This is a genomic window from Streptomyces sp. NPDC030021 (genome assembly GCF_055574035.1).
This window is the reverse complement of sequence record NZ_JBVIAH010000019.1, coordinates 26,583-39,638: the sequence shown is the minus strand read 5'-3', so window position 1 is coordinate 39,638 and position 13,056 is coordinate 26,583. Positions and strand designations below refer to the sequence as shown.

12 protein-coding genes are annotated in these 13,056 nt (G+C 71.0%); 1 reads left to right on the top strand and 11 read right to left on the bottom strand.

What is annotated here, in order from left to right:
• Positions 1-85: 85 nt before the first annotated feature.
• Positions 86-1,558, top strand: a complete 1,473-nt coding sequence (locus ACZ4YL_RS30860) for an NB-ARC domain-containing protein (protein WP_468121106.1) — start codon at positions 86-88, stop codon at positions 1,556-1,558.
• A gap of 26 nt (positions 1,559-1,584) precedes the next feature.
• Here the strand turns inward: ACZ4YL_RS30860 and ACZ4YL_RS30855 are convergent, their stop codons facing one another.
• The 11 genes from ACZ4YL_RS30855 to ACZ4YL_RS30805 are packed head-to-tail and all read right to left on the bottom strand — an operon-like array spanning position 1,585 to position 13,041.
• Positions 1,585-2,562, bottom strand: a complete 978-nt coding sequence (locus ACZ4YL_RS30855; protein WP_468121105.1) for an MmcQ/YjbR family DNA-binding protein — start codon at positions 2,560-2,562, stop codon at positions 1,585-1,587.
• A gap of 29 nt (positions 2,563-2,591) precedes the next feature.
• Positions 2,592-3,737 (bottom strand): NAD(P)/FAD-dependent oxidoreductase, encoded by a 1,146-nt coding sequence (locus ACZ4YL_RS30850; protein ID WP_468121104.1) that lies wholly within the window; start codon positions 3,735-3,737, stop codon positions 2,592-2,594.
• 36 nt (positions 3,738-3,773) lie between these two features.
• Positions 3,774-5,036, bottom strand: coding sequence for an ATP-grasp domain-containing protein (locus tag ACZ4YL_RS30845; protein WP_468121103.1), 1,263 nt, complete (start codon positions 5,034-5,036; stop codon positions 3,774-3,776).
• Positions 5,037-5,041: 5 nt separating this feature from the next.
• Complete coding sequence (locus ACZ4YL_RS30840) at positions 5,042-5,545, bottom strand: YbaK/EbsC family protein (RefSeq protein ID WP_468121102.1); 504 nt, start codon at positions 5,543-5,545, stop codon at positions 5,042-5,044.
• Positions 5,545-7,323 (bottom strand): ABC transporter substrate-binding protein, encoded by a 1,779-nt coding sequence (locus tag ACZ4YL_RS30835; protein WP_468121101.1) that lies wholly within the window; start codon positions 7,321-7,323, stop codon positions 5,545-5,547. The genes ACZ4YL_RS30840 and ACZ4YL_RS30835 overlap by 1 nt, the downstream gene beginning before the upstream one ends.
• Entirely contained in the window at positions 7,320-7,655 is a 336-nt protein-coding gene (locus tag ACZ4YL_RS30830) for an avidin-fold protein (protein ID WP_189738075.1), read from the bottom strand. Before ACZ4YL_RS30830 ends, ACZ4YL_RS30835 begins: the two co-directional genes overlap by 4 nt.
• A complete protein-coding gene (ddaH, locus tag ACZ4YL_RS30825) occupies positions 7,652-8,476 on the bottom strand; it encodes a dimethylargininase (RefSeq protein ID WP_468121100.1) in 825 nt (274 codons plus the stop codon). Before ddaH ends, ACZ4YL_RS30830 begins: the two co-directional genes overlap by 4 nt.
• A complete protein-coding gene (locus ACZ4YL_RS30820) occupies positions 8,469-9,722 on the bottom strand; it encodes an ATP-grasp domain-containing protein (RefSeq protein ID WP_468121099.1) in 1,254 nt (417 codons plus the stop codon). Before ACZ4YL_RS30820 ends, ddaH begins: the two co-directional genes overlap by 8 nt.
• A gap of 14 nt (positions 9,723-9,736) precedes the next feature.
• A complete protein-coding gene (locus tag ACZ4YL_RS30815; protein ID WP_468121098.1) occupies positions 9,737-11,041 on the bottom strand; it encodes an MFS transporter in 1,305 nt (434 codons plus the stop codon).
• A 15-nt stretch (positions 11,042-11,056) separates the two neighbouring features.
• Positions 11,057-12,676, bottom strand: coding sequence for a class I tRNA ligase family protein (locus tag ACZ4YL_RS30810; RefSeq protein WP_468121097.1), 1,620 nt, complete (start codon positions 12,674-12,676; stop codon positions 11,057-11,059).
• Positions 12,673-13,041: a cupin domain-containing protein gene (locus ACZ4YL_RS30805; protein ID WP_468121096.1), complete on the bottom strand. Its 369-nt coding sequence runs from the start codon at positions 13,039-13,041 to the stop codon at positions 12,673-12,675. Before ACZ4YL_RS30805 ends, ACZ4YL_RS30810 begins: the two co-directional genes overlap by 4 nt.
• Between the last annotated feature and the right edge of the window lie 15 nt (positions 13,042-13,056).

Genomic DNA, 13,056 nt, shown 5'->3' with positions numbered 1-13,056 from the left:
GTAGCAGATCAGGAAGGGCGACACGGACAGTTCATGGGCGGCCCGGAGCAGGCAGCACACGGAGCGAGTACCGAAGGAGCAGGCTGTGGGAAGACTGGAGAGACCGCTGGCCCCCGATGCCGGACCAGTCACCGCGTTCGCCCGGGAGTTGCGCAGGCTGCGGACCGCGGCCGGCAGTCCCGGCTACCGCGACATGGCAACCCGTGCCATGTTCTCCGCGTCCGTGCTCTCCGACGCGGCCGCCGGCTACCGCCTCCCGACCCTTCAGGTGGCCCTCGCCTTCGCCGAGGCATGCGGCGGTGACCGCGCCACCTGGGAGCGCCGCTGGCACGAGGCGGCACGCGCCGACGGGGACGACGGAACCGCCCGTCCGGCGGTCAAAGCCGTGCAGCAGCACCAGGAGAACGAGCTGCGCGCGGCCGACGTACGCGCCGTGCTGCCGCCCCCGTCACAGCTGCCGATGGAGTCTCATCCCCTGGTGGGACGGCGTGAGCTGCTCCAGCGGGCCCGGGCCCTGACCGCCCCCTCGTACGGCGGGCAGCGCCCCGCGGCGCCCTTGGTGATCAGCGGTCAGGTGGGCGTGGGCAAGACGGCCTTCGCCCTGCGGCTCGCCCACGAACTCGCCGTGAACCTGCCCGACGGACAGCTCTACGCGAACCTCGACCCGGCCGCGGACGGACGCAAGGACGCCGCCGGGATCGCGGGCGGTTTCCTGGAGGCGCTCGGTATCCCCACCGACCGGATCCCGAACGATCCCGGTCAGAGAATTGGCCTGTACCGGTCGCTCCTCAACCGGCGGCGGCTGCTCGTGGTGCTGGACGGCGTCCAGCACGAGCGGCAGATCCGGGAACTTCTCATCGCGGCGCCCGAGAGCCGCATCATCATCACCAGCCGATCGCGGCTACTGGGCCTCGACGGAATTGGCCGGATCCGGCTCCCCGCACTGGACCGCGACGAGTCGATGGAGCTGCTCGCGCAGCTTCTCGGCGGCGACCGGGTCGGTACCGAGCCGCGCGCCTGTCTGCGCCTCGCCGACGCCTGCGGGGACCTGCCGCTGGCGCTCAACCTGGCCGGCCGGCGCATCGCGGCCCGCCCCGAGTGGATGCTCCAGGACTCCGTGTCCGAGCTGCTCGGGGACGAGCCGGGCGGCCACGACGGGCGCGACGGGCAGCGGGCACCCGGCCGCTTCCTGGGCCGGCTGCAGATCGGGGACGACGCGCTGACCAACCGCCTCGACAGCGCCTACCGGCTGCTGACCCCGTGGGCGCGGCTGATGCTGCGCCAGTTCGCCGGCTCCGACAACCCGCCCTCCGTGGACAACGTGGTGTACGAGTCCGCGGACGCGCTCGCCATGCTGGTCGAGCGGTCCGCCCAGCCGGTGGAGGACCTCCTCGAACGGCTCCTCGACGCGGGGCTGCTCGACCACTCCGACCTGCCGGGGCAGTACGGACTGACGCCGATGGCCCGGGCGTACGCGCTGACGCAGCCGGACCCCACGGAGGAGGACCCGGCGCCCGCGGCGGCGCGGGGCCAGGCGCACGCGCGGCAGCCGGGGTAGGCCCGGCCCGGGGGGTGTCCTGGCGGTCAGGCCGCGTGGGTGATCGTGACGTACAGGTACTCGTCGAGGATCTTGGCGAGGGACACCCCGGGCCGGCCGATCCCGGCGCACAGGGCCGCCTCGTCCAGACCGCCGCCCTCCTCCAGCGCCGCACGTGCCCAGCTCCGGCCGAGCTCCAGGTGACGGGCGAAGGCGGCCCCGTCCCGGACCCCGTGCAGCCGCTGCGCGATGGCCGCGTCCCACGGCATGACCGAGTCGGGCCGCAGCGCGTACAACGCCTTGGCCGCGGCGGTCGGGCCGAGGCTGCGGCGGCCGATCGGCAGCGCCGCCAGCTCCTCGTAGGCGGCGGCGAACCGGGAGATCTCCCGCGGGGTGAGCCGGGCCAGCGGTGCGTACGCCAGGGTGTGCCGCTCCCACCATGTGGCGAGCCCCGCGCCGAAGGTGTCGGGTTCGCCCTCGCGCGGGTAACGGATGCGGCAGCCCCAGGAGTTCAGCCAGCGGTGCAGGGCGCTGCGGTGCGCGGCGAGCGAGAGGTCGAGGGCGGATCCGGTCTCCTCGCGCAGCGCCTGCCAGCTCCGGTCCACGCCCGCGAAGCCGTTGAACACCTCTGCCGAGGACCGCAGTTCGGCCAGGGACGGCGCGGGCGGGAGCGGCGGCGCGGCCGGCGGGTCCAGGTGGGCGCGGGCGACCTTCGCGGGCACCACCATCCGCCAGGCCTCGGTGACCAGCTCCGTCAGCTCCTTGTGGTCCAGGGCCCCGAGGTGGGCCTCGACCCAGTTGAAGCGCAGATCGGACTCCCGGGGCAGGAAGAACTTCTCCGGTTCGGCGGCGACGAGCGCCGCCCGTTCCTCCTTGGGGAAGGCGAAGCCCAGTTCGCTCTCGTCCCGGGAGAGGGCCAGGTAGACGATGCTGCCGATCCGGAACTTCACCCGGTCCCGGATCAGGTGCTCCTCGGTCCTCGGCAGGGCCATCGCGAGCCGCCGTACGTCGTCCACCGTTGCCACTGCCCGCTCCTTGCGCATCCGGCCGCCGCTCACAGTCCCGCGAGCTGCGGGGTGTGGACGTCCAGCGGTGGCCCGTCGAGCGCACCGAGGCCGATCAGCGACGGAGTCCTGCCGATCAGCCGGTCGGCCAGCGACCGCGCGATGAGCGGCGCGAACTTGAAGGATGTGCCACCGCAGGCCGCGTACGCGAATCCCGCGCCGCCCAGGGCGACCAGCAGCGGGCCGCCGGTCGGCGAGAAGGCCGAGTAGTAGGCGTCCTTGGCCGCCGTGACCCAGGCCGGGCCGAAGCCGGGGAGGATGTCCCCGAACTCCTTCTCCAGCTTGCGCTGCCAGTACGGGTCGGTGGCGTAGTCGCTGATCGCGTCCACCACCCGGCAGGCGGTGGCCGAGGTCAGTTTGAGGGCCGTGCCCGCCACCGGCGGGATCAGCCAGGCTCCGCCCGCGGTGCCGAGGGCCGGGACGGCCGGAGTGGCCGCCCAGGCCTGCGACTGCTGCCGGGGCACCCGGCAGTAGAGGAGGGACTGCCGGTACAGGGTCAGCTGCTCGGAGATGCTCTGCGGCAGCAGGTCCCGGGACCAGGGGCCCACGGCCACCAGGACCGCGTCGCTGCGCAGCACCCGCCCGTCCACCAGCCGTACGCTGCCGCTCTCGCCGTCGACGGCGGTCACGGCCCGGTGCTCGATCAGCTCGATGCCCCGCTGCCACTTCAGCCAGCCGACGCAGGCGGCGAGGACCCGTTCGGCGAGCAGTACGCCCGCCTCGTCCTCCAGTACCGCGCCGAGGCCGCCGCCCACGTGCAGGTGCGGATAGCGGTCGGCCAGGCCGGCCGCCGTCAGTTCCCTGGCGTGGCCGCCGACGTCGGCGAGCATCGCCGCCGCGTCGGCCGCGGCCTCGGGCGGCAGGACGGTGAGGGAGCCGACCTGCTCGTAGAACCGCGTCAGGAACAGTTCCTCCAGTTCGACCCAGCGGCGGTGCGCACGCAGAGCGGCCGCCGTGGTCCGCGGGTCCGACGGGTGCAGGGCCCGCAGGATCCGGTGCTGGTCGAAAGAGGTGGCTCTGCTGTGCGGGATGGGGCCTTGGTCCACGACCGTGACCTTGTGTCCGTCGAGCACGCACTCGACCGCCGTGAGCAGGGCGATCACTCCGCCGCCCACTACCGTCACCCTCGTCGACATCACACACCTCCCTTCAGTTTTCGTTGAGCCGACGGGTCAGCTGTCGAGGACGATCGTGGTCAGTGCGGCCGCCTTGGCGAGGGACTCCTCGCAGCTCAGGAAGTCGTCTCCGGCGCAGATCAGGTTGGCGTACCGGCTGAGGTAGCCCTCGGGCGGCAGCAGCAGCGTCACCCCGGGCGCCACCATCACGTTCGTCTCCAGCAGCCCCGGCACGTCCGAGGGGGCGGGTACGTCGACCGAGCGGACCGTGCCGTTCTCCGGCGGGTACAGGAAGCGGATCCCCACGGTGCGGGACTCGGCCGGGGCCCACTCGGGGCGGACGCCGGCGGCCACTTCGGCGGCCAGCTCCCCGGGCTCCACGCCGGTGGCGAGACTGCCGAGGTAGGGGATGAGGTCGCCGCCGAGGCGGGCGTTCACCTCGATGATCACCGGGCCGCGGGTGGTGAGCTTCACCTCGGTGTGGGTGATCCCGTAGCCGATGCCCAGTTCCCGGTGGGCGTCCCGGAGGACGCCCAGCAGCTCCTCGTCGGCGAGCAGCGGGTCGGTGGCGCTGACCACGTGGCCGGTCTCCTCGAAGTAGGGCGCGAGGCCCACTTCCTTGTGTGCGAGGAAGAGCGGGGTCCAGGCGCCGTCGAAGACCACTCCGTCGATGCTGATCTCGGGGCCCATGACGCACTCCTCGACCAGCACCCCGCCCTCGTAGTCGCTGTTCCCGCCGTGGCTGGCGGCGTCGGCGACCTCGAAGGCCGCACGGATCCCGTCCGGGCCGTCGACCCGGATGACGCCGATGCTCGCGCCCATGCCGCGGGGCTTGAGGACGACCGGGTAGCCGAAGGAGTCGGCCGTGGCGAGGGCCGTCTCCGCGTCGGTCACGTAGGCGAAGTGCGGCTGGGGCAGTCCGGCGGCGGTCAGCAGTTGCCGGGTGTTGTGCTTGTTGCGGCAGTTGTCGGCGCCGCGGGAGGTCAGGCCCGGCAGTCCGAGCCGCTCGGCTATCAGGGCGGTGGTCACCACGAGCGTCTCGTCGTAGCTGAACACGCCGACCACGCGGTGCTCGGCGGCCACCGCCTCGGCGGCCTCGATCAGGCCCTCCGTGTCGGGCACCAGGCGTTCGCGGTCGAGCAGTTCGACGGTGGTGGAGCCCAGTACGTACTGCTCCTGCCAGGTGGGATCCACCGCGTCCAGGATCCAGATCGGGCGGCGCCGGGCGGCGCCGGCGAGCAGGTACTCGCGGTAGGCGCGCTGTCCGCTGCCGACCAGGATCACCACGCCGTCATCGGCCGGGCTCGTGTCATCAGTCATCTTCGTCACCTCGCGGAGTGGGTCAGGACCCGGTCGCCGGCCGTCGCGATCGCCGCGAGCTGCGGCTGGGCGACGGCCAGGTAGTCGGGGGTGGACAGGGCCACGGAGCGGTCCAGGCGGGCCGCGTTGAAATAGATCTCTTCGGTGAGGATCAGGCCCTCGTCGACGACGAGGTGCAGATCGGGGTGGAAGCTGAGCGGCATCACCGTGCCGCAGACGCTGCCGGCCAGGCGCTCGGCGATCTCGGGCGTGGCGAATGCCGTCCGCCCGCCGCCGAACAGGGCGCCGACCGCCTCCAGGTCGACCTGCCGGTCACCGGGAACCACCGCGAGCACGTACTTGCCGACCCGCTTGGTGATGCTCACGCGGACGACGATGCACTTGGCGGCCTGCTCCAGCGGGTGGCCGCGCAGGACGCTCGCCAGGTCGGTCCGGCCCTCGGCCACGTGGTCGATCAGCCGGTAGCGGGCCTGATTGCTGTCGAGGAGGCCGATCAGCCGCTGATACATCAGAGCACCTCGCCGACGTAGTGCCAGTCCTCGGGGTTGATCAGTCCGAAGGGGTTGATCGGAGCCACGCCCTTCAGGTTGTTGGCCACTTCCAGCAGGCGGAAGGGGAAGTTGGGCATCCAGACGACCGGGACCTGCTGCGCGATGTAGTCCTGGTAGGCGTACAGGTCCTCCAGGTCGTCGCTGACCACGGTGCGGGCGATCAGCTCGTCCGCCTTCGGGTCGCTGTAGCTGCCGAAGTTCACCGAGGAGCCGGTCGAGTAGAGCGCCTCGCCGGTCGGGTAGAAGCCGGGTCCGTAACCCCAGCCGCCGTTCCAGTCGCTGAACTCCCACAGGCAGGGGCTGTCGGGGCCCGGGGTGCAGGTGGTGTCCTCCAGGACCAGGACGCTCGCCTCGACCTCGGTCAGCACGATCTCGATGCCCGCCTCGGCGGCGTCGGCGGCGAACTTGCGCATGACCGCGGTCAGCGTCTCGTGCCCCTGGGCGTACCGCATCGAGAACCGCAGCGGTGTGCCGGCCGGGATGCCCTCGCCCGCCTCCCCGGGGCTGGTGCCCTCGCGGACGCAGGTGGCCGGGGTGGTGCTGGTGTCCCAGCCGTTCCCGGTCAGGAAGGCGCGGGCCGCATCGACGTCGAAGGGGTACGGGTCCTCGTGCGCGGCGGGCGAGAGCAGCGGGCTGTCGGGCAGGGCCGGGATGGGCCCGGTGGTCGGGTAGCCGTAGCCCTTGTAGACGTCGCGGATGGCGCCGCGGGAGTCGAGGCAGGACTGCAGTGCCTGGCGGAAGTAAAGCTGCTTGAAGATCTTTCCGGCGACGGTGGGGTTGTTGAAGTTGATCGGGAAGTAATGGATTTTGTAAGTGAGCTGGGGGACGAGGTCGTAGTGCTCGCCGAGCGGGTTGGGCCCGCCCGCCAGCAGGTCCTCGGCCGGCTCGGCGACCTCGTCGAAGGGCAGGAAGCCGATCTGCACGCCGTCCAGGGCCTCGGGGCCGCGGCGGAGCATCTCGTACTGCTCGGTGTCCGAGCCGGTGGGGATCAGGCGGAACTCGTCCAGGTAGGGCTTGTTGGGGCCCGAGTAGCTCTCGTTGGGTACCAGGACGGCCTCGCCGGAGATGCCGTCGATCGTGTAACTGCTCAGCTTCCAGGGTCCGTTGACCACAGTCCAGACGGGGCTGGTGTCCCAGCTCTTGCGCTCGTCGTTGCAGGCCCGCAGATAGGCGTAGACCGCGGAGGCCTGGGCGGGGTCGTGGGTGGCGTCGGCCGGCCGGTCGTCGGCGGTGCGGTCCCAGGCCTTCGGCAGCGGGGTGATGGTGCTGAACTGGTTCATCAGCACCCAGTTGTGCGAGTAGGCGCGGTCGAAGGTGAAGCTGACCTTGTCCTCGGCGACCTTCTCGTAGCCGGTCAGGTTGTCCGGGAAGAACCCCGGTGTGTACCCGCCGAAGCTGTCCTTCTCGGCCTCCAGGAGGTGCATCCACAGCATCACGCCGTCGGCGTCGACCGTCTCGCCGTTCGACCACTTGTAGGGCTTGACCGTGATCGTCGCCGTGCGGCCGTCCTCGCTCCACTCCGGGGGCTCGGCGAGGCTGCGGTCGTAGTCGACCGTCGGCTGCCCGCCGGTGCCGTACCAGTACAGCGGCCGGTACATCAGCGTCTGGAACTCGTGCAGGTTGGCCACCCCGTAGTACTCGCCCGGGGTGAAGGGGAAGATGAAGACCGGGCTGAAGCCGCTGGTGCAGGCCCAGGTCACGCTGCCCCCGCGGAGCGGGGTGGTGGGCGGGGTCATGTCCTTACCTCCTCCAGTGCGGATTCACCGCTGTCCGAGTGGGCTCCGTAGCGCTCCCAGCGCTCGTTGAGCCGGATCCGTCCGTCGTCCAGGAATTCGGGGGTGCTCCAGCACCGTCCTGCGACCACCTCGCCGTCCGCGAGGACCATCGTGTAGGCGAATTCGAGGTTCCCGTCGGGCTCCACGCGCCCGTTCAGCGAGCCCCTGCGGACGGGGCCTCCGTCGAAGTCGGCCCAGAGCAGGTCGCCGTCCTGGCGGTAGTGGCCGACGGGGGCGTCCTCGCCCGCCGGGTAACCGGTGTTGCGGAAACTTCTGCCGTCGTAATCGATCACGGGCGTCGTATCTCCTGAGTGATGCATTTGACCGCGCCACCGGCCTTCAGCAGTTCGGACATGTCCACGCCGTGCACCTCGAAGCCGCGTTCGCGCAGCTCACCGATCAGGTGCGTGGCGGTCTCCGTCACCACCACGTTCAGTCCGTCGCTCACCGCGTTCAGGCCGAAGGCATCGGCGTCCTCGCGGGTGGCGAGGATCGCGTCCGGGTACAGCCGGCGCAGGGCGTCCTGGCTCTCTTCGGAGAAGGCGGCGGGGTAGTACGCCACCAGGTCCTCGTCGAGGACGAACAGCGCGGTGTCCAGGTGGTAGAAGCGGGGGTCGGTCAGGGTCAGGCCGACCACCGGCAGGCCGAAGAACGCGCGGAGCTCCTCGTGCGCGCCGGGGTCGCTGCGGAATCCCGCACCGGCCAGGATCCGCCGGCCGGCGGGGGCGAAGTCGCCCTCGCCCTCGTTGACGTACTGCGGGACGTGGAGGTCGGTGTAGCCGCGGGCCTCGAACCAGGCCCGGTGGGCGTCGGCCTCGGCCGCCCGCTCCTGGTGGCGGAACTTGGCGAGCAGCACCCTGCCGTCGACCACGGTGGCGCCGTTGGCGGAGAACACCATGTCCGGCAGGCCCGGGACCGGGTCGATGTAAGAGACCTCGTGTCCGAACCCGAGGTAGAGGTCCCGGATCCGCTCCCACTGGGCCAGCGCCAGGCCGGCGTCCATGGGCTTCTCGGGGTTCATCCACGGGTTGATCGCGTAGGTCACCTCGAAGTGGGTCGGCCGGCACATCAGGTAGTGCCGCCTGGTGGCCGTGCGCCGCGGGGTCTCAGCCATGCTCCGGCCTCATCTCGGTGCGGATCCGGCCGGCCGCGACGTGCGCGGTGGTCAGCGCCTCCGTCAGGGAGGTGCCCGTGGCGCCGATGAAACCGAGGATGTTGTTGCCGGCCGGCGGGCGCTTGATGACGGTCCCCGCCGTGGCCGTGATCTTGAGGAAGAACAGCGCGGGGTCCTCGGCGACCTCGGTCGGCACCTCGATGGACTCGACCGTTCCCGCCCCGCTGATCAGGCACATCGCTGCGGTGTGCACACCGGTCGGCGCGTAGTGGGAGACGTCGGGCCGGATGCCGCGCGCCACGTCCGCCACGCACCGGATGGGGTCGTGGCCGGCGCTGATCCGCGCCATGTGGTCGAGACCGCCGCCGCCGGGACGGATCGCTATCTCCAGGATGAAGGGCTCGCCCTGGTGGAACCTCACCTCGGCGTGCAGCACGGACCGGCGCAGTCCCTGCGCGTGCGCCGCGTCCCGGACCACCTCGTGGACCGCGGCGATCTGCTCGGGGGTCAGGGAGCTCGGCGCGTGGTGGACGTCGTCGTCGAAGGTCCCGCTCTCGACGGTGATCCGGTCCACGATGGAGCCGAGGTACACCTCGTCGTCCCAGGCCAGCGCCTCGATGAGGTGCTCGTGGCCGTCGAGGTAGCCCTCGACGATGATCCCGTTCGGGCCGAGGTCCAGTCCGTCGGCCTCCATCAGGGCCCAGGTCATGGTCTCGATGCCCGAGGTGGCGTCCGCGAAGCGGGCCCGCATCTCCTCGGGGTCGTCGACCTTGAACACGAAGTTGCTGGCGGCGCCCAGGGTGGGCTTGAGGATCAGCGGGTAGCCGAGCTCCTCACCGGCCGTCAGGGCGGCCTCGACGTCGGGGGCGTACCGGAAGCCGGGGTGCGCCGCGCTGCCGCGCTCGTGAGCCTGACGCATCAGCAGCTTGTTGCGGCTGGTCCGGGCGGCTTCGAAGCCGATGCTCGGCAGTCCGAGCGCCTCGGCGACGGCCGCCACCGTGACGACCCCGGACTCCGAGAAGGTCAGGACCCCCTCGAACTCCTCCTCCGCGTGCCAGATCTTGGCGGCGGTGACGATGTCCTCGATCTGCTTGGAGCCGGCGATCCGGTAGCGCTCCGCGTCCCAGAAGTCCTCGGTGCCTATGCCGTTGAGTACGTGGACCTCGGCTCCGAGGGCCTCGATCTGCTGGTAGCGCGAGATGTAGTAGGTGGCGTTCTGGCTGGCCTCGATGGCGAGCAGCTTCATCTGTGCTTCTCCCCTCAGACCTTGGCCGGGACGGGCTCGGCGGCTTCGGTGGCCTCGGCGGTCTCGGCGGCCGGCTCGGACACGATCTCGGCGGCGGCAGCCTCGGCGGCGGCGACCTCGCGGTCGTGCTTGCGGAGCGAGATGACGGTGAGGGTGGCGATGACGACGACCAGGGCGGAGAGGGCGTAGAAGCCGTTCTTCACGTTGGTGGAGTCGACCAGGAGCGAGATCAGGACGACGGCGGTGGTGCCGGCCGCGAGACCGAAGGCGTTGGTGGCGCCGAAGACGAAGCCCGTCTTCTCCTCGGGCGCCGCGCTCATCAGGGCGGTACGGGCCGAGATGCGGGCCACGCAGAAGGCGATGGCGGCGAAGGGGATGACGGCCATCATCGCGTAGAGGTGGACGGACTCCAGGGACAGGAGCACCGCGAAGGCGAGGTAGCCGATCAGGGCCGTCTTCAGCACGGTGGCCTTGGAGCTGATCTTCTTGAAGGCCCAGGCCGCGAACAGCGCACCGATGCCGAACAGGGCGTCGACGATGCCGAGGTAGCCGGCGTTGGACTTGAAGCCCTCGATGACCAGGACCAGCATGATGCTGTTGCCGACGATGATGACGATGTTGCCGATGATGTACAGCAGCGCGAGACGGGCCAGCGGCGGGCGGGAGCCGGTCGCGGCGGCCTTGGCAGCGGCGGCGGCCTTGGCCGCGGCCTCCGGGGCGCTGGTGCCGTGGCCGGCCGGGCGGCGGCCGATGAAGAACAGCAGGACGGCGGAGAGCAGGAACGTGATCGCGTTGAAGTAGAAGAGCGACGTGGTGCCGACCCAGACGATCACCCAGCCGCCGAGGGCCGCCGAGGCGAGCGTGCCGCCCTGGATGGCGATCTCGGCGTTGCCGTTGAACTGGGCGAGCCGGGACTCCGGGATGCGCTCCTTGATCAGGGCGTTGCTGGCCGGGAAGAAGAGGGCCGCGGAGATCGACAGGACGAAGCTGGCGACGTAGCTGACGGTCGAGGGGTTACCGCCGAGGGCCAGCCAGACCGGCAGGCCGATCGCGGCGGCCGCGCTGGCCAGGTCGGAGATCATCGCCAGGGTGCGGCGGTCGAAGCGGTCGGCGAGCTTGCCGAAGAAGAGGGACAGCGCCACCTGCGGGATGGTGACGGCGATCATCAGCCAGCTGACCGCGAGCATGGTGTTGGCCTCGGTGAAGACCAGGTACGAGGCGGCGGTGAGCTGGATGCCGTTGCCGAGGTTGGTGATGAAGGTCGCGGGGATGAGCAGTCGTTCTGCCCGATTGGGACGGGGCGGGGCGATCGTGGACACAGTGCTCCTCGGAGGTCAGGCTCGGATGTCGGCCGGCTCGGCCACGGGCGCGAAGGCCCCGACCGCGGTCGACAGGAGGGGGAGTCGCAGCGGAGCGACGGGGTCGGCCGGGAAGGCACCGGCCGGCAGGCTCAGATCGGCGCCGGCCCGCTCGGCACGGGCCGCGAGGTCGACGAGCAGCGGAGCGGCGCACGCGGTCAGCGTCCGGACGGCGAGGACCAGGTCGCCGAGGTCGCTCGGGACGTCCGCCGCCACGCGGTCCGCCTGCTTCAGCAGCCGGTCGAGGTGGACGACGATCAGGTCCGCGGCCCGGTGGAGGCTGAAGCTCTCCAGCTCGTAGTGGGAGCGGAACCGCTCGACGACGATCCCCGCCTCCTGGGCACCGGTCTCGGAGACCGGCAGCAGCGCGTCCGCCGGAACGCCGGTGAGCAGCGCGTCCAGCCGGCCCGCGAGGTGGTTCCACGGATCGACCAGCCGGGAGCTCGACAGGCTGTCGAGCGCCTCACGGCTGAAGTTCGTCCGGGAGTGCTCCGGCGCCGTCAGCGCCAGGTAGAAGCGCACCAGGTCACGCGGTACCTCGGCCACCAGATCGGCGGCCCACACCACGTGACCTTTGCTTGTGGAGAACTTCTGGTTCTCCAGTTCGTAGAACTCGTTCGACACGATGGCGTGCGGCTCGACGTACCGGTCGCCGTGCGCCATCAGCAGGGCCAGGTGCGTCATCCCCCAGAAGTAGACGTTGTCGAATCCGAGGAAGTACACGAGGTCGATGCCGTGCTCGGACAGCCAGTGCTCGTCGAAGCGGTCGGTGTGCTCACCGAGCTGCTCGGCCGCGTACCAGGTGCAGTACATCGAGGCGGCCATGCCCTCGGCCCAGGCGTTGAGGACCTGGCCCGGCGTCTCGGTGAACGGCGCCGGGATGCCCCACGCGGTCGGGTACGTGATCGGGAAGTCCGGCAGCGGGCGGTCCAGCGCCTCCCGGACGAGCTGCGCGGTGTGCGGGCGCAGCACGTCCCGGTGCCGGACGTAGTAGTCGGCGAGCCGGTCGCGGTACTCCTCCATCGGCAGCACGAGGATCTGCGCCTCGCGGTGCGTGACCACGGCGTCCGCATCGACGGTGGAGCGCGGACGCAGCAGCTCGTCGAAGTTGTTGGGGTGGCCGCAGGACTCGCACAGTCCGCCGCGGCTCTCCACGAGGCACACCGGGCAGTCGCCGGCGACCAGGCCCTCCATCAGGTACTCGCCGGTGGCCTCGATGTACGGCAGCCGCACCGTCTTGAGCCGGAACGCCCCCTCGCTGTGGAGGTCGGTGACGAAGTCGATGACGGTCTGGCGGTAGCCCTTGTCGAAGGGGGCGAAGCCGTCGACGGAGACGCCGGCCGCCTCCAGGGTGGCGCGGATCTGTGTGGCGGAGCGCAGGGCCAGCTCCTCCGGGGTCAGCCCGGCGCGGGCGGCGCTGGCCACCACGTAGGTCTGGCTGTCGTCGGTACCGCTGGTGAAGATCACCGGCCGGTCCGACGCCCGCAGGTAGCGCGCGTACACGTCGCCCGCCAGGTAGGGGCCCGCCAGGTGCCCGGTGTGCAGGTCCCCGTTCGGGGTCGGCGGCGGCGCGATGATGACCGTACGGCGTGTCATGCCTGGACTCCTTCGTGGCGAGCTGCGAACCGCTGTGTCATGTCGAGGTCCCACCAGACGCTGTACATCTCGAAGTCCTCGTCGGACTCGTTGATCACCCGGTGGTCGGAGCCCGGGGTGAAGTGCACGATGTCCCCGGTCGTGAAGGGCTTGCGGACGCCCTGCGACTCCAGGACGGCGGTGCCGGCGACGGCGATGAAGATCTCGTACTCGTGGTGGGCGTGGGCGGTCGATGCGGTGCCGGGGCGGATCACGCACCAGGACCCTTCGAACGGGGCGTTGAGCTCGGGCCAGGGCAGCAGCCGCTGCGCGTCGAGGCCGTTCTCGTGCGTCAGTCCTTCGCGGTCGAGTGGCTGGGTGAGCATGTGCTTCGGTCTCTC